Below are 23035 nucleotides of genomic sequence, written 5' to 3'. Positions count from 1 at the left end.
GTGCAGCGAGGTGGACCAAGCTGCCACGTACCCGAGTGGCTCTCGAGGGTCGAACGCAAACGGGAGATCTACGCCGGCGATCCGTACTACCGGGATGCCTGGGACGACGTCTCGGCCTTGCTGGGCACGGGGCCGGCCGTCGCGGAAGCTCTCCACACCGTCGCCCCCCTCGTTCTGCGTCCTGACGCGGTAGCCGCCCGAGGCGGAGCCGGGCTGCTGACGGCGGTGCGGGACGCCGGCTTCGTCCCCGTGGCCTGGAGCAGATTCCGGTTCGACCGCCACACCACGCGTGAGGTGTGGCGGTACCAGCTGAACATCGCCACCCGTGAGCGCATAGACGTGATGGACCTGATCATGCCGGCGGGCGAGTCACTGTACGTACTGCTCAGGGACACCCGGAAGACCGGGATCCCGGCCACCACCCGGCTGAGCGGGCTGAAGGGACCGAGCCGGCCCGAGGACCGCGAGACACATCATCTCAGGCGGATCGCGGGGGCTGCCCAGGCCTCGGTGCTCACCTACGTCCATGTCTCCGACGAACCCGCGGACATCGTGCGAGAGCTCGGCATCTTCTTCGACCGGCCGGAACGCACCCGACTGCTCGGCGCTCTCGATGCCAGACAGGACGCGACCGACCAGGTGCTGGCCGTGCTCGCCGAGATCGAGCAACGTACCGAGGCCTGCGACCTGTCCTGGAAGTCAGCACTCGAGCGGCTGGGCCGGTTACTGGCCGACCGGCCGGACGGCACGGAACTGAACTCGCTGCTCGAGCGGGTTCGATCGGGCCGAAGCAGGGACTGGCGGTCTCTCCTCGACCAGGCGGACCGGCTGGGGCTGAAGTGGCGGCACTGGGACCGGGTGGCGGTGGCCGCAGAGCTGAGCGCCCGGCACCTGGAAGTGGAACCCGTCATTCCCGACGTGGGCCGGTCCGCGTGGGCGGCCGACGAGCCTGCCTGTCCCGAGGACCGGGGAGCAGCCGCCCTGCCGGCATGACGGCACGGCTGGTCCGGCCGGACCAGCCCGGATTCGTACCAGGCACGACGAGAGACAAGCAGGAGACATCATGACTGACGGACGGGTGACCGTCGCACGTCTCGCAGAGGCCAAAGGGCTTCCGGTGGAGGCGCTGCGTCGCTTCGGGCTGAGCGACGTGGACGAAGGGGTCCGGTTCACTTACGTGGCCCCGGGTGGAACGCCCGGCCGGACCCGGCTGCGCACCGGCATGCGGGGGGCAGGGGGATCCGCGTGGATGCCTGGGGACGCGCACCCCGTCGTGGCCTACTGCAGCGCCGACGGACTGGACAACGCCCGGTCCGCCGGATACCAGATCGTGGTGGAGGGTGAATCCGACTGCTGGACCGCCTGGCACCACGGACTCCCCGCGGTCGGCATACCCGGCTCCGACCACTGGGACGCGCTCGCCCCGGAGCACCTGCCGGTCGGCGAAGTCTTCGTCCAGGTGGAGGCGGACAACGCGCAGACCTATCCGGACGGAGTGGCGGGATACGTTGCCGCCGTGGTGCGCCGTATCCGCATCCTCGGATTCACCGGCCGGGTGCACGAGCTCAAACTGGGTGACGGCATCAGCGACCTGAGCGACCTCTACGGCAGCGACCCCGACGGATTCACCGCCGCGGTGTCCCAGGCGCTCGACCGCTCCCGCCTTGCCGGTGAGGAGACACCGTGACCAGCCGGCAGACCGCGACGCCGGTCGGCCAGGACGACCGCGGTGACAACGACGTACGGGAGACTCTGGCTCCGCACTACTCCGTCAGGTCCTCCCGGGTGGTCGACCTCAACCTCTTCCGGCTTCGCATCTCCAGCAACGTAGCCGACTTCGGCGGGTACTCGTACTTCAGCAGGTTCACCCAGCCCGCTGATCACTGCGCCTACGAGATCGTCTGTGTCGACCTGGACCGGGATCCGGTCGACCCCGCACTGATCGAACCCCTCGCGGACCGGGGTTTCCGCGCCGACCGGTTCCGGAGTGGCTTCTACCTCACTCACCACTACGGCCCGCCCGCCTACCTGGTCACCCGCGGCAGCACCATCTACGTCTTCGGCCGCCAGCTGGAACGCACCATCTGGCCCTACTTCACCAAGCACCTGCTGACCCTGTTCGCCGTGGACCACGACATGGTCCATCTCAAGGCCGCCGCCTTCGCACAGCCGACGGGCGCCACATTGCTCTTCGGCCGCGGGAGCGGAGGCAAGACCGTCTTCCTCACTCAGGCGTGCGCGGCCGGCGCGGTCTTCGTGAGCAACACGCATGTACTCACCAGCGGTAGCACCGTGCACGGAGTCCCTTCCGCGATGCGGGTCCGCCGGGACCGCTGCTTCGAGGAGCTCATCGACTCCGGCAGGCTGGAGAAGCACCTGGACGCGTCCGAGTACCGGCTCGATCCCGGAATGATCTTCGGCCACGAACCGGCGGCCGAGGCAACGGTCCGCAACCTGTGCGTCATCGACTACAACGCCGATCGGCCCCCCTGCTTCGAGAGCGTGGAAGAGGAGACGTTCAACGCGTTCCTGGACCTCTTCGCCTTCGCGATCGGCACCTATGGCCTGAAGGACGACGTGCTCGCCCATCTGGGCAACGACTTCCAGCGCTACGGCGACTCCTTCTCGACGATGAAGCGGCGCATGCACGATCTCGTCAAGACCTCGCGACGCCTCTACATCAACGCCGACATGCTGGACCCGCAGATCCGCGACCGCACGCTCGCCCGGCTCGCGGAGCTGTGAGGGCCATGGAGTGTCTTCCTCCCGTCCTCTCCGCCGGGACAGCCGGCGCGACGGACCTGCCGGCGGGCCGCACCGTGCACCAGGCACCCCTTCGCTGCGGCTTCCCCACTCACCGAGGAGGCCGGCGGTGACCTGGGTGGGTGTGCTGGCCTACGAGGGCGTCGAGGAACTCGACCTGGCCGGAGTCGTCGCGCCTCTGACCAAAGCGGTGCAGTGCACGCAGCACAACAGCGGCCTGCGGGTGCTGACAGCCGGTCCGACACCGGAGGTAACCGGGTCCAACGGGCTGGTGATCGGCGGTCTCCGGACGCTCGCAGCCCTGTCGTCGTGCGCTGCGGTGGTACTTCCGGGCGGCCGGGGCGCGGAGGAGGCCGCGGCCTCCCCGCTGCTTCGGGAGGCGGTTGCGGAGGCGGCTGCGCGGGGGGCCGCGTTGTTCTCCGTCTGCACCGGCGCTCTGCTGGTGGCCGCTGCCGGGGTGCCGGCCAGGCGCATGGCCGTCCACGGCGGCAAGCAGGATCTGCTGCGGAAGCTGACGTCGGCCGAGATCGGCCGCGGGCTGATCCGCGACCCGGGCCTCACCAGCGTGGGCGGGCTTCCGGGACCGGGGATCAAGGCCGTCGACATCGCCTTCGAGGTGATCCGGCGGTTCGCCGCCGAGTGTGTGCCCTGCGTGGCGCAGCGACTTGAAGTTCTTGCTCCTTCCCGGCCCGTGACCATCAGCGCGGCCGGACCCGCGACGAACGAAGAAGAGGAGCCCCGCCTTGGCTGAGCAGGGAATCGTGACACGGTCGCTGAGCCGCGAGTTCAAGGACAAGGCAGGACGGGTACGGGCCGCCGTCAGTGGTGTCGACCTGACAGTCGAGCCGGGCGAACTGGTGTCCGTACTCGGCCCCAACGGCGCGGGCAAGACGACCACGGTGCGACTGCTGACCGGACTGCTGACCCCCACCTCCGGCTCCGCCGACGTCGGCGGCCACGACGTCGTGCGTGAGCGCCGTGCCGCTTCCAGGGCTTGCGGCTTCAGCCTGGGCGGCGATCTCGGCCTGTACCCGCGACTGACGGCTCTGCAGAACCTGACCTTCTTCGGCCTGATGTACGGCCTTCGGGGGTCGCACCTGCGGCAACGCTCCGTAACGGTTCTCGAGCAGATGGGACTTGCCGACCGCGCCGGTGACACGGTGGGCACCTTCTCGCGGGGCATGAAGCAACGCCTGCACCTTGCCCGGGCGCTGCTGCACGAGCCCTCGGTGCTGATTCTCGACGAGCCGTCCGCCGGGCTGGACCCGCAGTCCGCCGCTGCGATGCGCCGGCTGGTGGGCGGACTGGCTGAGGAGGGCCGGAGCATCCTGCTGACCACGCACGACATGAGAGAGGCCGAGGAGCTCAGCGACCGTGTCGTACTCATGAAGGACGGCGCCGTGCACAGCGAAGCAACGCCCGGCCGGTTGCGGGTGGCCGCCGCCGCCCGCCTCGGACACTCGGTCCAGATCATCTGGACCGCGGCGGATGAATCGGTACCGGCGTGCGACGCCTGCCCCGGACTGCTGGAAAGCCGCCAGGACCGCGGTACCACCCGGCTGCGGGTTCGTGACGGGGCAGAAGCGGCCGGCTGGGTGCTGGCCCGCTTCGGCGACCAGGTCGCAAGCGTCTCGGTCACGCCTCCGAGTCTGGAGGAGGTCTTCCTGGACATGGTGGACTCACGGTGACCGCGACGACCTGGCGCGCGGCGGGCGACCAGATACGCATGCAGGCGAGCAGCCCGGTCGCCCTGCTGGCGGGGCTCATCATGCCCGTGGTCTTCGCTGTCATCCTTCACAGTTACAGTTCCGCGGCCGTCGACCCGGCATTCGCCGTGGGCATCGCCGGCATCGGCTACCTCGACGCCCTGATCGTCCTGGTGGTGGTGAGCCTGCTGGGCGAAAAACAGTGGCGTACCCTCACCCCGGCCCTGGCAGCCCCGTACGGCATTGTTCCCGTGGTGCTCGGCCGCCTGGCGGGCATGACGGTCCAGGCGCTCGTGTCCCTCCCCGGCACGTTGCTGCCGCTCGCCCTTCTGTGGGGGCTGGCGCCCGGTTTCGACTGGCTCCGATGGCTGGTGGGCGGTGCAGCGCTGGCACTTGCCACCACTTCCGTGGTGGGGCTGATGGCCTTCGTGGTGCTCCGCTTCCCCTTCTCCCCGGGCATGACGAACGGCCTCGTGGGCCTGCTGCTCGCTCTCGGATCCCTGCTCGTTCCCCGGGACGCGCTGCCGCCGGTGATCCGCCAGCTCTCCTGGCTCATGCCGCAGTCACACGTCATGAGCTGGGTACGCGGAGCCGACGCCGGCAGCCTCGCCGTTTCTTTCGGGCTCACGGCTGTTTCGCTGGCGATCGTGGTGGGCCTGGTACTGCGCCTCCAGCAAGCCGTCCGTGACCACGCCATCCCGCTGGAGGCCTGAGCGATGTCCCATCCGGTCCTCCAGGGCGCAGCCCTCAGTTACCGCGCGCTCTTCACCTGGCTCAACCCGCTCGGCTACCTGAGCTCACGCCTGATCCGGCCCATAGGCCTGGCGGTCACCTTCGCGGCGGTCAGCTCCCACTACGGCGGTTCCGTGGCGCGCACGCTCGTCGGGGCGAGCCTGCTGGCCTGCGCACACGCCGTGATATACGGGTTGGCACTGGCGGTCGCCAACGAGCGCTCCTTCGGAACGCTGGACCTGTGGCTGGCCTCGCCGCAGAACACCTTGGCGGCCATCTGCCAACGAGGACTGCCACATCTGGTCGACGGCTTTCTGGGCGGGCTGATCACCTATCTGGTCTGCGGCCTGCTGTACGGAGTCCTTCCCGTGCCGCTCCACACGTTCGCCGGAGCACTGATCCTGGTCCTGGTGAGCGCGTTCGGTATGGGGGTCCTGACCGCGGGCATCGCGCTCCTGGTCAAGGACGTCTTCACCACTCCCAACCTCGCGCATCTGCTGCTCATGGTCTTCTCCGGAACTCTGATGAGCACCGAGGACCTGCCGTCGCCTCTGCGTCCCGTCTCGGAGGCATTCCCGATCAGCCATGTCGCGGCATACCTCTCCGGACCGGTCGGCCGAGGTCCGGGCCTCCTCGAATCCGCAGTCGGTGAGGTGGCCGTGGGGCTGGTCTGGTTCGCCGGTGGCGCCCTGCTCGTACAGATCTTCCTCCGGCGAGGTTCGCGCGGCTGAGCAGGCCGCGCACCAGGGTCTCCCGCGCCGGCCGGTGCGGGGCAGTGCACCACCAACGAAGGGGTTCCTCATGGAGGACATTCTCGAATTCGGCGACGTGGAAGCCGAAGTACGGGAGCAGGTCGAGGCCGCGACGCCCGCGGTCGTGAACGTCGACGTCGTGGACGTTGTGGACGTGATCGACGTCGTGGACGTGATCGACGTCGTGGACGTGATCGACGTGGTCGACGTGGTCGACGTGGTCGACGTCGTGGACGTCGTGGACGTCGTGGACGTCGTGGACGTCTGAAGGTAGATGCAGTGGGGCGTGGACGCCGAACGGTGTCCACGCCCTTCCCCGTCGTGTCAAAGGAACCCATGCGATACCGCGAAGAAAAGCTTGTCACCGCCCGTGCCGCGACCGCCCGGCTCGCCGATGACCCGCTCATGGACGCCATCTACCTCGCCGGCAGCCTGCCGGCAGGGCTGGGCAGCCCGACCAGCGACGTGGACGTGTTCGCCGTCGTCTCCTCGGACACGGACATCCAGGTACGCCAGATCACCGAGGGCGGCGAAAGGCTGGACGTCGAGACCTACACTCTCGACTGGTTCCGTGACGCCTTCGCCAAAGTCGAGCAGTGGGCCGTCAGCCGGCAGGACCTGCGGTCCACCGGACTGACCAGGAACGAACTCGACGTGCTCCTGCGCATGCGCCAGATGGAAGTCGTCAAGGACTCACCGAATCTGGCGGACCTCCGCAGCCGGCTGGCTCACAACGAGGACCGGCTGCGGCAGATGACTCTGAATCACTGGGCACTTGAGGCCAACGGCCATCTCTCGGACTTCAAGGGCTCCTGCGAGGACGAGGACTTCACCACCGCCGCGCTGGTCGGACAGACCTTGATGCTCTGTGCGGGCAAGTCCCTGACCACTGCCGCGGGAGATCCGTACTACGGCACCAAGTGGGTGCACCGCCAGCTCGAGCGATCGGTCAGCAAGGACTTCCCCCACAGCTTGTACACCTCCCTCCAGACCGGTTCCTGGGCTGACGGAGACCCTCGCGAGGGGATGCGGGAGTTCCTGTCCTTCCTGCAGACGCTTTCGGTGGCCTCGCAACTGCTCGGATGGGACGCGCCCGAGGTGAACCGGTGGCCCTTCTGGGTGACGGGGCCAGGACCTCTGAGACGGAATCCGCAGTACAACGTCATCCACCTCACCGAAGGCGTGCTGCTCAACAACGAACTGCGGCGGCAGTTCGTCGTGAAGCCCGACGTCGCACTCGTCTGGGGGCTGTGCAACGGCCGCGAACCGGAGGAAGTGGTGGAAGCCGCGGTCCCGCTCCACAAGCCTCTTTCGGCCGGCACCGACGAGGCGCCGCTCACCGCGGGCCGCGCCCACGAAATCGTCCAGGTACTCCTGCGCCGCGGCCTCGTTTCGCGGGAGCTGTTCAGGTGACCGCGCCGACCGACCGCGCTCCTGATGTGGGGGCGGAGCCGGAATCGTCCTTCGACCGCCTTCTCGAGGCGGTCGCCGCGCACTGGTGCGAGGAAGGTGTACGGCTGGGCGCGCAGTACGCGCAGGCATTCGTCGAGGCGACATCGCACGTGCGGCTCGACAGCACCGTCCGCCACGGGGCCCGCGCCGGTCACGGGACATCGCTGGACCGCCGCTTCGGAGTCGGACTGCTTCTGCGCCGGCGGGACTCCTGGTGGTACGGCTCCGCTCCCCTTGCCGAACCTGGCCTCCTGGCGGAGAGAGTGGCCACGCTCCAGGGTTTCGGCCGCCCCCGTGCTCCCGAGCCCATCACTCGGTGCTCCGAACTCGAGGAGGAACGGCCTCACCGAGACCTGTACCTCCTCACCGAGGCCATCACCCGGTCGGCTGCCGCCGCGGACCTGTCCGTGGATTTCGTACAAGACTTCTTCCGAGGGCAGCGGGCAGTGGTGGACTCCACCGGAGCCGGCCGGAGCTGGCGGTCCACCGGTGGGCGCCAGCGCTGCGCCGCAACAGCATGGGGACAAGGACAGCAGGCACGCGTATTCACTCGGCGCAACGCCCCGCACTGGCGGCTCGGAGATGCCGGGCCCGACCTCGCACTGTCCGCGGAGAAACTGATCCTCTCCGCCGCTGACCGTGCCAGGGCCTTGCTCGGCTCCCGACGGCTCGGTGTCCGCACCACACCGGTGGTGCTGGCCCCCCGGGTCGGGGCAGCACTGCTTCATGAGCTGATCGGTCATGCGCTGGAGGCGGACAACCTGGCCAAGGGTTCGCGCTATACCGGCGGCCTGATGGGCGCCGCTCTCACATCGGCTCCGCTGCGACTGGTTGACGACCCAGGGGTTCCCGAAGGCATGGGAAGCTGCGCGACGGACGACGACGGGCAGGCCGCGACCCGTGTGGTCCTGGTCGACCGAGGCGTCGTGGCCGGTCGCCTCACCTGCACGAGGGCCGTGTACGGCTCCTCCGACCTGAATACTGGAAGCGGCCGCAGGGAGGACTACCGTCATGCCTCGCTTCCCAGAGCTTCGAACACCGTCGTTCTCCCGGGACCGGACAGCACCGCCGTTCTGCTGGAGCCGCCCCGGGGCGGTCTCCTGCACGTCGGCGCCCTCAGCTCGGGCGAAATCAACCTGGATCGCGGCGAGTTCTCCTTCGCGGCGTCGGAGAGCCATTTCCTGACACCCGCTGGGGACAGCATTCCCCTGCAGGACGTGGTCCTGTTCGGTGACGCCCGTGATGCCCTTCGGCAGCTCGCCGGCATCGCCGACGACGTGGAGGGTGACAACGCGACCTGCGGGAAGCAGGGGCAGTCCGTCCGAATCGGCCTCCACTCGCCCACCATGCGATTCGACCAGCTCACCTGGCGGTGTTGACGTGCACCAGACTTCCGATCGGTACGAGGCCTGCCGTACGGCGGAGGACACCGCCGGACGTGCCCGCACCCGCGAACGCGTCGACGCCCTGGTCCTGACGTCGACCCGGCGCAAGCACCGGATCCTCGACGCCGGAGTGCGCTCGGGAGCGCCTCTGCGGAACGACACGACGCTGGTCCGTCTCGCCGCTGGGGGCCGGGACGTACACACGTCGGTCCACGGCACCGCACCGGACTCGCTGGTCGGCGCTCTGGAGGCCGCCCGCCGGTTGCTGCCTTTCGGACGCCTCTACGCAGAGGCCCGGCCGCTGCTGCCGGACACGACCTGGGACCAGGTGGCCTTCCTCGACAACACCGCGGAGACTCCCGACAGCCTGGCCCGGCTGCTCACCGAACTCCAGGGCCTGGCGGAGTTCGTGGGCCCCCGCCAGGACGTCTCCCTGAGGATTGCGGACTGCGTCCTGACCGTGGATCACCGGGCAACCGCGTTCGCTTCCCCGGAGCGTCCGCAGGCCGCCGACTACGGGGTGACCCGGCTTGAACTTCGTACGCTTGTGGAGGTCGAGCGGGCCGGCCGGAGGATCCGGCTCTGGACTGCCCGCCACGGGCACCGTCTGCGGGAACTGCCGATGAAGGAGAGCCTGGAAGAGGCGGGTTGGCGCGGCGCAGCGATGCTTGCTTCGCATGCCAAGCCGGGGCCGGGTGCCGGGAACACGCTGATGCTCGCTCCGAGAGCGGCGGCATCACTGCTCGGACTGGTGGTCAAGGACCTGGTCGACGGGTTCCCGGTCAGCACAGGCCCGTTTCCCGCCACTGTGCTGGACGACCCAACCGCCGTCGGCGGGTACCACGTCCATCCGTTCGACGAGGAGGGCGCTCCGAGCGGGCCGACGGTGCTGCTCGGCCGGACCGGAACCCGCACGCAATTGACGTGCCGAGGCAGTGGGGACGGGCAGGGAACCGTTGCCCTCACCGGTCACGCCGCCCGGGGAGGAGAGAGTGAAGTCCCCGAAGCACTGCCGTCCAACGTGCGTCTCGAAACCGCTCCTTCCGACTACGCCCACGACGAGTACGAGGGGCTGCTCGCTTACGATCTGAGGGGCGACGGAGTCCAGCGCATGCGCTCCGGCAGCTGCTTCACGGTCCGACTTGATGTCGCGAGGCTGAGAGAGGGCAAAGTGGCCCACGGAGCCGGGACCGTGGTTCTCACGGCGACAACGGCGGAGGTGCTTTCGGCCATCACGGCGACAACACCGACACGCTCCTATTTTCCCGGTCGTACCCACTCCGTCGGCGGGGCGTGGCTGAGCCTTGACCTCTCCGCCCTCCGGTTCGAGTACGTCGCGTGAAGTCCACCCGGCCCGGGCGCTCTCACCCGCACGGCCTTTCAGGAGAGGCGGCCGGCAACCGAACGACACGCTCGCGCCGGCACCGGCAGGCGAGGGCTCGGACCTGCGGCCGGTCCCGACCCGCCTTCCGGCCCCACGTCCGCCTCGGTGAGGATCACCGTGACGCCTTGGGCGGCCACCATCCGTGCCGGCGGCTCGTTCTCGCCGAACCAGATCGGCAAGCGGCCGGCGCACGGCCGCCCGGCGAGCCCGCACCTGTCCCTGCCACCGCTCGCCATCGTGTGGTGCGCCGGACTGGACGTGTACGCGGCGTTCTATAGTCGCCCGGGTCGACCGTTTCATGGGGGGGGTCCGGAACACGTGCAGTCCTGGAGATCACTGGCCGGTGTCCTGTTGAGCGCCGTCGCCGTGCTGCTGCTCAGCGCCTGCGGGGCCCAGCGGGCCGGGGCGCCGACGACGGAAGCGCCGCACTGGCAGACGTTCGCTCCGTTCCGCGTGACCGCGGCCCGGCTCTCCGGCGGCGGACGGGCGCTCCGTGTCGACGCAGAGGTGCCTGGCAAGGGGAAGACCTGCGCGCGCCGGCCGCAGGCGGCCGTGACCTCCACGTCGGAGCGCAATGTGTGGGTGCAGGTCACCTTCTCCACCCTGACCGGCGACCCGCACGCCGACTGTTCGAAGACCGCGACCGTCACGGCGAAGGTGCGGCTGCCGTCCGCGCTCGGCCACCGCGAACTGGTCGTGGACCACGACACGACGTTCACCGCGGACGACGCCGGCCTGCCAGGCCTGCGTCTGTGCGGCGACCGCGGCTGCCACCCGGCACCCACCGGCTGCACCCCCGCCTCCTACGACCAGGCAGTGGCGGCGCTCGACGTGCCGACCCACACCTCCCGCGGCGAGGAGCATTGCGACGGGAAGTGGCTGGTGTTCGACGTGTCCTCGCGCATGGGACCGGCCTGCGCCGAGGGCCGGGCGCCGGGCTGTGGGGCGAGCCTCGGCGACCGGTGGTTCTTCCGCGCCGAGAAGTCGGGCTGGGTGCCCCTCGCACGCGGCACGAAGGCCGGCTGCGCCGACGTGCACCGCGTCGAGCCCGTCTTCCCGGCCACCCTGTGCGCCGATCTGCCCGCCCTTCAGAGCTCGAACTGAGCACTGCACCGGTCCTGTTGACGACCCGGACTGCAGCCCGGACGCACCCGTCCTGTCGGCTGGTCCTACCCGGAAGCTGAGATCAGCCGGAGGCCGCGGACCGGCAGGGCCGCTTCCGGACCCTTACGGCGAGTATCACCTGCCGAAGTGGTGAGCCCCACTGGCGCAGTGCCACACCCCATGGTTTATGACCACGCGGCTGTTGCCCAGCGCTCCCGGCATGGCCCGGCAGGTGATTGCGTACCACCAGAAGGCGCCGCCGCACGCCCTGCACGCTCCGCCAAACGACTGATACCACGTCAAAACCCTTGGCATAGAAATCACACTGATGGGTCAATTCAGGTGTCTGCACCAATGGGCGATGGTCCATCGATTCCTCGCGGACCAGCCACCCTCACGGGACCGAACTCATCCCGTCCGGACGGGCCTCCGCACATCCCATCTGCCGGCGGGCCAACGTACCGGCCGGGGCTGATTCGGGACGTCCGTGGATCGGAACCCACTCACTGCTCGGAGAAGATCTCCGAGTGAGAGGAACCCCTCATGCCTATCAGTCCCAACCAAGGCTCCACCAGCGGCGGAACAACCGTCACCATCACGGGCGTGAACCTGTCCGGTGCCACCGCCGTCCACTTCGGGTCCCGGACGGCCACGATCACCGCGAACACCCCGACCTCGATCACCGTCATCGACCCCGCGGGCTGCGGCGTCGTCGATGTCAACGTGGTGACCGCTGGCGGGACGAGCAACTCGCTCTCCTTCTTCTACATCAGCCCACCGATCGCAATGTCAATCGGCCCGGGCTCCGGTCCCACCGCAGGCGGCAACACAGTCACCATCAACGGCTACGGCCTCTCCACGGCCAACACCGTGTCCTTCGGCTCCAACAGCGCGACCCCGACAGTCGTCTCGGACAGCCAGTTGTCGGTGGTCGTTCCGGCCGGCAGCTCCAGCGGTTCCGTCGATGTCGCGGTCACCACCACCGGGGGCACGACCTCTCCACTCAGCTACGCCTATGTCGACGCGCCGACACTGGTCTCGCTCGCACCCGCCTCGGGGCCGGCGTCTGGCGGCACCGCGGTGACCGTCAACGGCACCGGCCTCGCCTCCACCACGGCCGTCACCTTCGACGGCACCACCGCGTCCTTCGCAGTGCTGAACAACACCACGCTGGTGGCCGTCACACCGTCCGGCACGGCAGGTTCCGTCGATGTCGTCGTGACCACAGGGGGCGGTAGCGCCACTGTCAGCGGCGGTTTCACCTACGTTTCCGGCCCAGGCATCTGACGGCGTCTCGAACGCACAGCCGCGCACGCCTCCGGTGAGCTCCGGTCCACCGGCCCGTGCCCAGCGGACGCGGTGCGGGCTCGCGAACACCCGCCCGCACCGCTTCCGTGCCCCCAGCTCGCTGCCCAGCCAGGCCGACCACACTCCTTGGAGTCACCGTGGCCCCTCCCGTCCTCACCTCGGTCGCACCCAACACGGGTCCGGCGGCCGGCACCAATCCCGTGGCCCTCAACGGAAGCCAGTTCACCGGTGCCATCGCCGTCACGTTCGGATCCGCAGCCGCCCTGTCGTTCACGGTCAACACCCCGTCGACGATCACGGCGGCCGTCCCGCCTGGAACGGGCACAGTGAACGTCACCGTGCGCACACCCGCCGGGCTCAGCAACACGATCCCCTACACCTACGCACCCACGCCGGCTCTCAGCACGATCGCGCCCAACCAGGGACCGACGTCCGGCGGGACCAGTGTGGTCCTCACCGGCACCGGCCTGACCGGGACCACCGCCGTCACCTTCGGCAGCACCCCCGCGACCTCCTACACCGTCAACTCCGCCACCCAGATAACCGCCGTCACACCGGCCGGCACCGGCGCGGTGGCCGTCACCGCGACCACCGTAGGCGGCACCTCGGGGCCGGTGTTCTTCTACTACATCAACGCGCCCTCGTTGCTTTCCGTCTCGCCCGCCGCGGGACCGGCGACCGGCGGGACCACTGTGATCCTCACCGGCACCGGCCTGACCGGGACCACCGCCGTCACCTTCGGCAGCACCCCCGCGACCTCCTACACCGTAAACTCCGCCACCCAGATCACCGCCGTCACACCGGCCGGCACCGGCTCCGTCGCGTGCACGGTCGCCGGTCCCGGCGGCACCAGCAATTCCGTCGTCTACACCTATTTGGCGGCGCCTGCGCTCACCGCGCTCTCGCCCGCGCAGGGGCCGACGGACGCGGGCGCCTCCGTGACCCTGACAGGCACCGGGCTGACCACGGCATTCGCGGTCCGCTTCGGCACCGCACCGGCGGCCTTCACCGTGGTGTCCGACACGACTGCGATCGCGATCGCCCCCGCGGGCCCGACGGGTTCGGTGCTGGTGAGCGTCACAACGTCGGGCGGCACCAGCAACTCGCTCGCCTACCAGCGCGTCGCGCCTCCCGCGATCTAGTGCCGCATCAGGCAGCGTGTGCCCTGGCTGTACGGTCAAGACATGGATGCAGGGCACCAGCCGACAGTTGATGAGGTTGAGAATCGCCTCGCGTCGCTCATCGAGGGTCGGCTGACGAGGGATGAGGCCGACCGCTGGGCTTCGCGGTGGGTGGCCGACGACCGGCTTGCCTGGGACGACATCTCGTGGTGGGCGCTGAACCTCCTGTGCGGAATTGACCTGCCCGCGGATGAGAGCGGCGGCTACCTGCACGACGACGGGCAAGTACGAGGGTGGCTCGCTGAGCTGAGGAAACGCCGAATGGTGTGACACTGCCGGGATACTGGCAGCCAGGGTCCAGTGCGCCGGCAGGCTGCGCGCATGGCCGATCGGGTACGTATCCGTGAAGTTGATGATGCCGAGGGCCGGCGGCTGCTGCGGATCATCCGCCGCGGCACGGGGGTCGGCGGTGGCCTGGCCACTGGCCCGGATGGTGCTGCTGTCCGCGCAGGGCATGCCCGTGGCGAAGATCACCGAGGTCACGTTCACCAGCCCGGACCGAGTCCGCGACGCAGAACTTCAACCCCGCTCCGGTCGCCGAGGGGGTGGTCGACGAGGTGCGGATCGCCGTCATCCGTGACAACTACTCCCCGCAGCTGACCACGAAACGCTGCCGGCGAGTTGCCACCTGGGCCGACGGGAACAACGTCGAGATCGCCTACACCCCGACGAACTCCTCTTGGCTCAACCGCGTCGAAGCCCAGGTCACCGCCCTGCGCTACTTCACCCCCGACGGCACCGACCATGCCGGCCGCAAGGAGCAGGGCAGCGTGATCCGCCGATACATCATCTGGCTGAACAAGCACGCCGAAGACGAACACATGCGCGAGGTCGTGAACAGAGCGAACGTTGCCTGATGCGGCACTGGTCAGCAGGCATCGGCTCCACCGGCTCGCTCCAGCCCATTCGAGCGAACCGATGACTCAGGTGGACCCACCGGGACCCGCACCTACCGCGCACGCCACCAAAAGCGGCCTAAGGTCACGCTCCGAACGGTCAGGGCGGATCCCCGCCTGACTATCAGACCGAGGAGGCCCCCTCAGTGAAAGCGTGTCTTGCACGCAAGGTCGGACTCGTGGTCGCCGTAGCGGCGGCCACAGTGCTGTCCTTCGCTACGTCGGCTGCAGCCGCCGATCCGTCCTCGACTACCGTCCAAGCCACACCTTCCCCGGCGGTGACCGGGCAGCTGGTGACCCTCGACGCGATGGTGACCTGCAGCTCCGACCCGAGCGGCGGCTTGGGCGTGTCGTTCTTCGACGGCTCGGAGCTCCTGGCGACCGCACCCGTCTCCGCCAACGGGCACTCCTCGCTGACCACCGGTTTCACGGCTACCGGAACACACGACATCACCGCCGCCTACAACGGCGACGACAGTTGCAGTGCTTCTAACGGCACCACCACCATCACCGTGTCCCAGGCCCCGTCTCCCCCGGCCAACAACCCGGGCTGCCTGCTGTGCGGGCTGATCGACTTCCAGGTCGGGGACATCCACAACGAGGTAAGCGTCAACAGCCACAACGTGACGCGCATCCACAAGTGAACCCGGCCCGGCAGGTGCTGGACGCCCGTGAGGGGTGCCACGGACCGTGGTACCCCTCATCCGTCCGCTGAGAGAGCACCCATGGGTACAGACGTCCGGGGCCTGCCGGGCAGGTGAACACGTGCAGGTCCCGGTGAGGCCACGCAACGCTCGCTCGCCGCACAGCACGCGCGTGCCCGCGTGCGCGCGTCAAATCCTCCCCAGAGGCGGCCGGCGCGGCAACCTGCCCCAGCGAGACGAGCAGAGCGGCCCGCGGGCCGCGCGGCGGCGGCCAGTCGCCGTCCCGGCCCCCGGTACTGCCGCCGGCTGAATCTACGGATACGCCGGAGCCGACACGACTGACGCTTCTACCGAGAGCCCCTCAGGCGCCCACACCGCTTGACCAAAGAGATGGGCCCCCAACCGCAGAACGTCAGGAGACGGATGAGACCGGAACGGTGGCGACCAGGCTGTAGAAGACCGAGCGTCCTTGCTTGGATCGCTCCAACAGACCCTGCGCGACGCCCTGTTCCAGAGCGTTGCGCACTACTGTCACCTGAACCGCGCGCTCAGGGTGTGCTTCGGTCAGCGAGGCCGAGACCTCGGCCGCGGACCTGGGCTCGCTCTGTCCGCTCAGGTGGGCGGTAGTCAGCTCGAGCCAGGTAGCCTCGCCCGGCTTCTTGGTTGAGGCAGACTTCTTGGCAGCTTTGCGCCCGTCGGCCGCACCCGACTTCCCTGCTGCTGTCTTGGTGTTGGAGCGGCGGGCTGCCGGAACCGCAGCCGTCTTACGGCTCTTGCCCTGCTTCGCCGTCTGCTTGGGTGCGCCGCCGAGCACGTCCTGCATCTTCGTCAGTACCTGCTCGCTCTCCTCCAGGCGGATGAGCTCGTCCTGCAGCCGATCCAGCTCGGAGCGCACACGCTCCTGCTCGCCCCGGTTCGCAGACAGGTCGTCAGCAACTCGCAGGGCGTAGTCCGCCGTGACGCTCGGAACTGAAAGGTTTGTGGACATGTGGTCCTCGGCTCTCGAAGTGGGGGTTGAGCGGCTAGCAGCGATAGTACCCACACGGCTCAAACCACCCCTCCCTCGCTTCCTGCGACATAACACCTGTTCGATGTGCTCAGCTCTCGATCGCTTCCAGGTTCGAGGGCGCTCACAACGTGGACGAACCAGCGGGCCAACCATAAGCACCGAGGCAGTCAAGGCGGCCCCCCGCTCCGACCGGACCGTCTACGAGTGCGGCTCGCCGAGCCGCTCACTGCCGTTGACGAGGCGGACGCAGCCACTGGTCAACGACACCGGGCGTTGGCCCGGTCCAGGATCGCGCAGTACCTGGGCCGGACCCCGTCGCCGACGGCGAAGAACCGGACCCGGGTCAGCCCGAGACGCTCGCCCGGCCGTTCTCGATGTGCCCCATCAGCCGGCGCCGGAAGGCGTCGTCCCCGTCGACGGTGACGTCCAGGTCGTACCAGCCGTGCGCGTCTGCCGCCGAGTGCACAACGGTGCGGCTGCGCCCAGGCTTGACCTTGATGGTCCTGGTCCAGTCGCGCAGGTCTGCCTCGTCGACGTATCCCCGCGGCCCCACCCTGAAGGTGAGCGTCGTCCGCCCCGTGTTGCGCAGCGTGAGATGCAGGTCGCGCTCACGGGCATCGACCCGCGACGCAACCTCGGCCGGGGCACCGTCCTTCGTGGACCCGGCGAACTCGCGGCGGAACCCGTTCGGCCCCGTCACCGTGAACCGGTACGCCGCGCCGGTGACGGGCACCGTCCACTGCGTCGTGCCCCTCACGTCCCGGTGCTGCGGTACGGGGAACTCGCCCGCGTACGGATACAGCGCGAAGTGCGCCGATGAGCGCCCCGTGTTGCTGAGGGTCACTTGCACGGCGCCATCCACCACCTTGGCCTGCGCGTCCGGCTGGTACGGCAGTGCGCGGGCCGGACGTACGCCCGGCTCCTGCACGGGCATGTGCTGCACCAGCGGCGGCCTCGGCGACCAGCGGCCGCTGAACGGCGGAATGGCGCCCGGCTGCTCCGTCTCGGGTCGGCGACGTCCTCGCGAGAAGTCGAAGGCGGAGGTCAGGTCGCCGGTGACGGTACGCCGCCAGTCGCCGATGTTCGGCTCCTTCACCCCGGTCCAGCGCTCCAGGAAGCGGATCACGGAGGTGTGGTCGAAGACCTCGGAGCAGACGTAGCCGCCGATGGTCCAGGGCGACACGACCAGCATCGGTACTCGCATGCCGAGACCGGTGGGCTTGCCCTCCCACTGCTCCTCGGTCACGTCGGGCGAGGCGACCGGCGGCGGCACGTGGTCGAAGAAGCCGTCGTTCTCGTCGTAGTTGATGATGACGGCGGTGTGCCGCCACACGTCGGGGTGCTTGCCCAGAGCGTCCAGGACCTTGTAGACGATCGTCGCGCTGTGGATCGGCGAGGAAACGCTCGGGTGCTCCGAGTCGACGGCGGAGGGCACCAGATAGGAGACCTCCGGCAGCGTGCCGGCCGCCACGTCCTTGGCGAACTCGTCGGCCAGCGTTCCGGTCTCCACCCGGCGCAACGCCCGCTCGAAGAGGCGGCGTTCACCCGTGTCCAGGGTGGCGACGCCCTCCTCCAGCAGACCGGACAGCCGCGCCCGCTCGGCTGCGTCCGCGTCCCGCACGGCGGAGTAGAACGACTCCATGTACGTGTGCCCGCCGGTCCTCGCCAACGCCTTGCGGGCGATGGCCTTGAAGGTGGCGAAGAACTCGATCTGATTGTCGGTGAAGTTCTCCCACTCGGTGTACGTCCGCCAGCTGCGCCCGGCCTGCTCCAGCCGCTCCGCGTAAGTGCCCCAGTCGTATCCGGGGTGGGTGCCCTCGTCGTATGCGTCGTTGCCGACGGCACGCTTGCCGTTCGGCTCGTTCCCCGTCTTCCCGCTCCACAGGTGGTTGCGGTTGGGACTGGTCGAGGAGTGGATGGAGGAGTGGTAGGCATCGCAGACCGTGAAGGTGTCGGCCAGCTCGTAGTGAAGCGGGATGTCACGGCGGTCGTAGTACGCCATGGTGGCGGCCGTCTTCGCGGATACCCAGCCGTTCATCCACCCGCCGGCCCACGCCTTGCTGCCGCCGTTCCAGGAGTGGTCGAGCGCACCGATGTACTGGAGGTCCTTCTTCTGTGTCTCAGCGGCGCCGCGCACCGGGAACGGCAGAACGGAGGTGCCCAGCGGTGCGGGCTGCTCGAATACCGGCTTGCCCGAGGGCAGCTCGACGGCGTTGCGGTCACCGAAGCCGCGTACGCCCCGGAGCATCCCGAAGTAGTGGTCGAAGGAACGGTTCTCCTGCATCAGGATCACCACGTGCTTGATGGCTCCGAGCCCGTCACGGCCTCCGGACCCCGCCGAATGTGCCGGCTGCGCGGCTATCGCGGCCTGCAGCGAAGGCGGTAGCAGCGACCCCGCCGCCGCAGCGCCGAGCGCACCGCCGCCGAGCGCCAACAGCCGTCGCCGTGAAATGTCCGTGGTCAAGTTGAGCCTCCCGAGTCCTGTCGTACAGCCGGGAAGCTAATCAAGCCGAGTGGCGCGGGGAAGGATTTCGTACGGCTTCGCGGTGAACCTCCAACAGGTCGTACGGGAAGTCCAACCGCCCGGCACGCACCCCAGTGGACTCGCCCCGCCCCGCCCGCATCACTCGCCGACGAGCTGGTCAAGCCGGCCGGCCTGCGGGACCAGGAGAGGCAGGGCCCCGTCCTCACTCCTGGCCGTACTCGCTGTGGTGACCGGTGCCGAGTCGGACGGCGTTGCACCTCGGACCCAGCCGTGTCGCCGGCGAAGTGGGACCGATTGCCTACGGACCGAACGGGATGTGTGAGACTCCCCTCGAATGATCATTGGGGGGAGTCTCACGTTGAACGGGTTCTTGAAGAGGATATGGATCGGGCTGGCCGCGATTTTGTTCGTGAGTCTGGTCGCCGTGATCCTGCCGGACCAGGTACAGATCGACGACAACGGGCACGTGCACCTGGGCGCGCCCCTGGCCGAGCCGTCCGGTTCCGGTTCCGGGGCGGCGCCCGCGCCGGAGCCTGAATCCTCATCGCCACCCCTCACGCGGGTCGGAGTGGACAAAGCGATCCGGACGGCGGTCCGCGCGGCGGGCCTCGACCCGGAGCAGGGCAAGTCGACGGTCCCGGCCGGATCCGACCTGAACAGGACGGGCTGGATGGCTGTCCGGGAGAAGCCCGCCGCGCAGTCCGAAATGAAGGCGATCTGCGCGGACCTGGAGCGCCAGGGCTGGGTACTGAACCCGAACGGCGACAGCGCCGACGCCTCCCGCAGCTACAAGCGCGGGGGCTGGTACATGCTGGTGAGCACGCGTGGGAAGTCGCAGGCACCGTCCCACACCCTGAGCGACTCGCAGACCTACCTGACCATGACCGGGCTCCAGCTCGATCTCTCCGACATACCGCTCCCCGAGTTCACCATCCGCATGCGCTGACCTGCGGGAGCAAGCCGGTATGGGCTCCGAGTGTCGAACGGCGGCCGGGAGGCGGCGCGGTGGACGCGGTACTGGTCGCTCCTGCTGTGATCGTGGGCGGGGATGGTTGCCGGCGTCGTAGCAGGCAACGGACCTCAGCCCGGCATGAGGTCTGTGCGGAACGGCCTCTGGGCGTCCGAGCGCTCCCCGTGGCTGTCACGGCCAGGACCCGTCGATCCAAGGCAGGCCCGGGCCCGTCGGCCTGGTTTCCGCCGTCGGCCGACGCACGGTGCACACCTGTGTCACGGACCGGGCGTACACAAAGCTCCGTTGGGGCTGACCGTGCTCACGCGTGGCCGACGCACTGACCGACGCCACCTCGGACTGTGGGCAGCAGCCCGTTGAATACGAGCCGGCGGCAGCGGAAGGAAGGTAGCGGGCCATGGACTCTTGATCCGGACCATTCAGGCGGCAGGTGGCCCTGCGTACGTGCGAAGTGACCGCAGGGCCAACCCTGAATGCCGTCCTGTCAGGGCACCCACACCGACCGTACGGTCAACCGGTCCTGACCGCTCGTCGAGAGCGGCTGTCCGCAGCCTGAGCCGGCCGAACCCGGGCACGGCGGGCCGGGGCAGGCCGGCGCGGGGCAACGGCGTTGCCGCCGCGGTCGTACGGCGTCCGGGGGCAACATCCGCGCCCGTGTGACCTACGGGGCGGACCCGGGCGCCGCGCATCACTTGAGTCTCTCGGCAGGAACTCGTTCGATGCGGGTCCAGCCCCTCCAGCCCCGCTCCTCCAGGATCGCCAACAGCCGCGCCGCACCCGGTGAGGACTCGACCATGGTCGAGTCCAGGAGGTCGACGAACCGGTCGTCGATCCCGTCCTCGGTGCCCACCTCGCCGGCCTCGACAGCACGGATCATCAGGCGCTCCATGATGTCGGCGACCTCGACGATCCGCGGGTCGTGGGCCGGCCAGTCGAGTGCCCCGCTGAGAAGACTGTAGAGCTTCACCGTGTCGGGGTCGTCCAGTTCCTCGTGCTTCTTGGCGATCACGGAGTCGATCAGGTGCGGCACCTGGGCGGCGATCATGATCCAGGCGTCCCGCTCCATGTCGATGTACTGCTCCTCGACGCCGAGACCGCGCAATCGGTCGAGGTAGTCCACCACGCTCTGCGGGAGCGCCAGGTGCTCTCCGGCAGCGAGCCGGGCGAGCCGGCTGCGAGTGCCTTGCAGTCGCCGGATCTCGGCGCGCAGGTCCTTGTCGATCTCCTGGACCCCGCCGGCGAACTCCTCCGGCCCGGCGTCGAGGAGTTCCTGCACCCGGGCCAGCGGCACGCCGGCATCTGCCAGGGTGCGGATCCGGATCAGTCTCACGACCGCGCCGGCGTCGTACGTCCGGTATCCGGACCGGTCGCGTCCGGGCTCCGGCAGCAGCCTGATCCGGTGGTAGTGGCGTACCGCCCGCACCGTCACCCCGGCGTACGTCGCAAGCTGGCTGATGGTGAGCATGGGTCTCAGACTGCCTCAGCCGATCTTCCGGCGGTAGGCGGCCATCGCGAAGAGATACGCCAAGACGAGGATTCCGACGCACCACGCCATCGCGGTCCAGATGTCGTCGCCGGCCGGCTGCTGGGCGAGCAGGTTGCGGATCGTGTTGACGATCGACGTCACCGGCTGATGTTCGGCGAACCAGCGCACCGGGCCGGGCATCGTCCTTGTGGGCACGAAGGCCGAGCTGACGAACGGCAGGAAGATGAGGGGGTAGGCGAACGCGCCCGCTCCCTCGACCGACGACGCGGAGAGCCCGGGGATCACGGCCAGCCAGGTGAGCGCCAGGGTGAACAGGACCAGGATGCCGACGACCGCGAGCCATGCCTGCACTCCTGCCCCTGAGCGGAAGCCCATGAGCACAGCGACGCCCACGACGAGCCCGAGGGCGATCAGGTTGGCGACCAGAGAGGTGACGACGTGGGCCCACAGCACACCCGACCGGGCGATCGGCATCGACTGGAATCGCTCGAAGATCCCGCTCTTCACATCGGTGAACAGCCGGAACGCGGTGTAGGAGATGCCCGATGCAATGGTCATGAGCAGGATGCCGGGCAGCATGTAGTTCACATACGACACCGACCCGGTATCAATGGCGCCGCCAAACACGTAGACGAACATCAACATCATGGCGACCGGCGTGATGGCCGTCGTGATGACGGTGTCCAAGCTGCGGGTGACATGGCGCAGGGTCCGCCCCGTGAGCGCGGCAGTGTCGCTGAAGAAGTACGCGGTCATCCTCGTCCCCCGGCCGTCGTGCCGGCGGCGTCCCGCTTGTCGCCGCCGCCGATGACGGCGAGGAAGATCTCTTCGAGAGTCGGCTGCTTCTCCACGTACTCGACCGTGGCGGGTGGGAAGAGCTGTCTGAGCTCGGCGAGGGTGCCGTTCACGATGATCCGGCCCTGGTGGAGGATCGCGATCCGGTCGGCCAGCTGCTCGGCCTCGTCCAGATACTGCGTGGTGAGCAGCACCGTCGTTCCGTAGCCGGTGAGCTCCTTGACCGCGTCCCACACCTCGATGCGCGCCTCGGGGTCGAGACCGGCTGTCGGCTCGTCCAGGAAGATCACCGGCGAATTCCCGATCAGGCTCATCGCGATGTCCAGTCGGCGGCGCATCCCACCCGAATACGTGGACACTCGGCGCGTGCCCGCCTCGCTCAGCGAAAAGCGCCTCAGCAGGTCGTCCGCGATCGCGCCCGGGTCCTCGACGTGGCGCAGCCTGGCGACGAGGACGAGGTTCTCCCGACCGCTGAGGATCTCGTCGACGGCCGCGAACTGCCCGGTGAGGCTGATGGACTCCCTCACGTTCGCCGGTTGCGCGGCAACGTCGAAGCCATTGACGCTCGCCGCCCCCGCGTCGGCTTTCAGGAGCGTGGCGAGAATTCTCACGGTCGTGGTCTTGCCCGCCCCGTTGGAACCGAGCAGGGCGAAGATGCTGCCCGGCACCACGTCGAAGTCCACGCTGCGCAGTACTTCGAGCTTCCCGTACGACTTCTTGAGTCCTCGCACTCGAATCGCCGGACCGGCGATCGATTGGGCTGTCATGGTCGTCTGCCTCCTTCGTGGAGCTGTCCGGGCGACTGCGCGGAAGCTCCTCCGGAAGGATGGAGGGTTGACCCAGCGTCAAGGTCAAGTCCGTTCCGGCCAGGACATCCAAATCGCCGGTCGACGCCACCCATCGCAGCAATGCCGGAGCGCCGGCCCTGAGCGCTTCGGTCGAGAACCCGCCATGCGCGTAGCTGTCGGTGAACCACTCACGCG

Annotated in this window: 22 protein-coding genes and 1 pseudogene; 18 read left to right on the top strand and 5 right to left on the bottom strand. The window is 68.9% G+C overall.

The window, feature by feature from the left end:
- The 17 genes and pseudogenes from JGS39_RS03415 (at position 1) to JGS39_RS03335 (ending at position 15307) form a co-directional block, all read left to right on the top strand.
- Positions 1-993: a nucleoside-diphosphate kinase gene (locus tag JGS39_RS03415; protein WP_219567175.1), complete on the top strand. Its 993-nt coding sequence runs from the start codon at positions 1-3 to the stop codon at positions 991-993.
- 70 nt (positions 994-1063) lie between these two features.
- Positions 1064-1687 (top strand): hypothetical protein, encoded by a 624-nt coding sequence (locus JGS39_RS03410; RefSeq protein WP_219567174.1) that lies wholly within the window; start codon positions 1064-1066, stop codon positions 1685-1687.
- 65 nt (positions 1688-1752) lie between these two features.
- Entirely contained in the window at positions 1753-2745 is a 993-nt protein-coding gene (locus JGS39_RS03405) for a FomB family phosphonate monophosphate kinase (RefSeq protein ID WP_219567195.1), read from the top strand.
- A gap of 127 nt (positions 2746-2872) precedes the next feature.
- Positions 2873-3514, top strand: a complete 642-nt coding sequence (locus JGS39_RS03400) for a DJ-1/PfpI family protein (RefSeq protein ID WP_219567173.1) — start codon at positions 2873-2875, stop codon at positions 3512-3514.
- Positions 3507-4451 carry an ABC transporter ATP-binding protein gene (locus JGS39_RS03395; RefSeq protein ID WP_219567172.1) on the top strand — a complete coding sequence of 315 codons (945 nt, stop codon included), beginning with the start codon at positions 3507-3509 and terminating at the stop codon, positions 4449-4451. Before JGS39_RS03400 ends, JGS39_RS03395 begins: the two co-directional genes overlap by 8 nt.
- Positions 4448-5182, top strand: coding sequence for a hypothetical protein (locus JGS39_RS03390; RefSeq protein ID WP_219567171.1), 735 nt, complete (start codon positions 4448-4450; stop codon positions 5180-5182). The genes JGS39_RS03395 and JGS39_RS03390 overlap by 4 nt, the downstream gene beginning before the upstream one ends.
- A 3-nt stretch (positions 5183-5185) precedes the next feature.
- Positions 5186-5932 (top strand): ABC transporter permease, encoded by a 747-nt coding sequence (locus JGS39_RS03385; protein WP_219567170.1) that lies wholly within the window; start codon positions 5186-5188, stop codon positions 5930-5932.
- Positions 5933-6002: 70 nt separating this feature from the next.
- A complete protein-coding gene (locus JGS39_RS03380) occupies positions 6003-6221 on the top strand; it encodes a hypothetical protein (RefSeq protein ID WP_219567169.1) in 219 nt (72 codons plus the stop codon).
- Between the two features lie 68 nt (positions 6222-6289).
- Positions 6290-7366: a hypothetical protein gene (locus tag JGS39_RS03375; RefSeq protein WP_219567168.1), complete on the top strand. Its 1077-nt coding sequence runs from the start codon at positions 6290-6292 to the stop codon at positions 7364-7366.
- Entirely contained in the window at positions 7363-8784 is a 1422-nt protein-coding gene (locus JGS39_RS41585; protein WP_219567167.1) for a TldD/PmbA family protein, read from the top strand. The genes JGS39_RS03375 and JGS39_RS41585 overlap by 4 nt, the downstream gene beginning before the upstream one ends.
- A gap of 1 nt (position 8785) precedes the next feature.
- Positions 8786-10132: a metallopeptidase TldD-related protein gene (locus tag JGS39_RS41580; RefSeq protein WP_219567166.1), complete on the top strand. Its 1347-nt coding sequence runs from the start codon at positions 8786-8788 to the stop codon at positions 10130-10132.
- A 360-nt stretch (positions 10133-10492) separates the two neighbouring features.
- Complete coding sequence (locus JGS39_RS03360) at positions 10493-11278, top strand: hypothetical protein (RefSeq protein WP_219567165.1); 786 nt, start codon at positions 10493-10495, stop codon at positions 11276-11278.
- Between the two features lie 543 nt (positions 11279-11821).
- Positions 11822-12565, top strand: a complete 744-nt coding sequence (locus JGS39_RS03355) for an IPT/TIG domain-containing protein (RefSeq protein WP_219567164.1) — start codon at positions 11822-11824, stop codon at positions 12563-12565.
- Positions 12566-12723: 158 nt separating this feature from the next.
- Positions 12724-13728: an IPT/TIG domain-containing protein gene (locus JGS39_RS41575; RefSeq protein WP_308120151.1), complete on the top strand. Its 1005-nt coding sequence runs from the start codon at positions 12724-12726 to the stop codon at positions 13726-13728.
- 42 nt (positions 13729-13770) lie between these two features.
- Entirely contained in the window at positions 13771-14037 is a 267-nt protein-coding gene (locus JGS39_RS03345; protein ID WP_219567162.1) for a YxzC family protein, read from the top strand.
- A gap of 51 nt (positions 14038-14088) precedes the next feature.
- Positions 14089-14624 (top strand): annotated as a pseudogene (locus JGS39_RS03340) (hypothetical protein).
- A gap of 185 nt (positions 14625-14809) precedes the next feature.
- Positions 14810-15307, top strand: coding sequence for an Ig-like domain-containing protein (locus tag JGS39_RS03335; protein WP_219567161.1), 498 nt, complete (start codon positions 14810-14812; stop codon positions 15305-15307).
- Between the two features lie 412 nt (positions 15308-15719).
- On the opposite strand, the gene JGS39_RS03330 is transcribed toward JGS39_RS03335, so the two are convergent.
- Both JGS39_RS03330 and JGS39_RS03325 read right to left on the bottom strand, forming a co-directional pair.
- Positions 15720-16295, bottom strand: coding sequence for a hypothetical protein (locus JGS39_RS03330; RefSeq protein WP_219567160.1), 576 nt, complete (start codon positions 16293-16295; stop codon positions 15720-15722).
- Between the two features lie 364 nt (positions 16296-16659).
- A complete protein-coding gene (locus JGS39_RS03325) occupies positions 16660-18780 on the bottom strand; it encodes a phosphocholine-specific phospholipase C (protein ID WP_219567159.1) in 2121 nt (706 codons plus the stop codon).
- 430 nt (positions 18781-19210) lie between these two features.
- Between JGS39_RS03325 and JGS39_RS03320 the strand changes: the two genes are divergently transcribed.
- Positions 19211-19747, top strand: a complete 537-nt coding sequence (locus tag JGS39_RS03320; RefSeq protein WP_219567158.1) for a hypothetical protein — start codon at positions 19211-19213, stop codon at positions 19745-19747.
- 712 nt (positions 19748-20459) lie between these two features.
- Here JGS39_RS03320 and JGS39_RS03315 read toward each other — a convergent pair.
- The 3 genes from JGS39_RS03315 to JGS39_RS03305 are packed head-to-tail and all read right to left on the bottom strand — an operon-like array spanning position 20460 to position 22819.
- Positions 20460-21236, bottom strand: coding sequence for a MerR family transcriptional regulator (locus JGS39_RS03315; RefSeq protein WP_219567157.1), 777 nt, complete (start codon positions 21234-21236; stop codon positions 20460-20462).
- A 15-nt stretch (positions 21237-21251) separates the two neighbouring features.
- A complete protein-coding gene (locus JGS39_RS03310) occupies positions 21252-22013 on the bottom strand; it encodes an ABC transporter permease (protein ID WP_219567156.1) in 762 nt (253 codons plus the stop codon).
- Positions 22010-22819, bottom strand: coding sequence for an ABC transporter ATP-binding protein (locus JGS39_RS03305; protein WP_219567155.1), 810 nt, complete (start codon positions 22817-22819; stop codon positions 22010-22012). Before JGS39_RS03305 ends, JGS39_RS03310 begins: the two co-directional genes overlap by 4 nt.
- Between the last annotated feature and the right edge of the window lie 216 nt (positions 22820-23035).

Origin of the sequence: Streptomyces poriferorum, assembly GCF_019399235.1 — a bacterium.
In the GTDB taxonomy this organism is placed as follows: Bacteria; Actinomycetota; Actinomycetes; order Streptomycetales; family Streptomycetaceae; genus Streptomyces; species Streptomyces poriferorum.
Note: the sequence above shows the minus strand (reverse complement) of the source record. Positions and strands in the feature narration are given on the sequence as shown.

Bases quoted from the DNA above. Each gene is read 5' to 3' on its own strand.
- JGS39_RS03375 (WP_219567168.1), top strand. From the start codon at position 6,290: ATGCGATACCGCGAAGAAAAGCTTGTCACCGCCCGTGCCGCGACCGCC.
- JGS39_RS03380 (WP_219567169.1), top strand. From the start codon at position 6,003: ATGGAGGACATTCTCGAATTCGGCGACGTGGAAGCCGAAGTACGGGAG.
- JGS39_RS03345 (WP_219567162.1), top strand. From the start codon at position 13,771: ATGGATGCAGGGCACCAGCCGACAGTTGATGAGGTTGAGAATCGCCTC.
- JGS39_RS03315 (WP_219567157.1), bottom strand. From the start codon at position 21,236: ATGCTCACCATCAGCCAGCTTGCGACGTACGCCGGGGTGACGGTGCGG.
- JGS39_RS03410 (WP_219567174.1), top strand. From the start codon at position 1,064: ATGACTGACGGACGGGTGACCGTCGCACGTCTCGCAGAGGCCAAAGGG.
- JGS39_RS03355 (WP_219567164.1), top strand. From the start codon at position 11,822: ATGCCTATCAGTCCCAACCAAGGCTCCACCAGCGGCGGAACAACCGTC.
- JGS39_RS03385 (WP_219567170.1), top strand. From the start codon at position 5,186: ATGTCCCATCCGGTCCTCCAGGGCGCAGCCCTCAGTTACCGCGCGCTC.
- JGS39_RS03330 (WP_219567160.1), bottom strand. From the start codon at position 16,295: ATGTCCACAAACCTTTCAGTTCCGAGCGTCACGGCGGACTACGCCCTG.
- JGS39_RS03310 (WP_219567156.1), bottom strand. From the start codon at position 22,013: ATGACCGCGTACTTCTTCAGCGACACTGCCGCGCTCACGGGGCGGACC.
- JGS39_RS03305 (WP_219567155.1), bottom strand. From the start codon at position 22,819: ATGACAGCCCAATCGATCGCCGGTCCGGCGATTCGAGTGCGAGGACTC.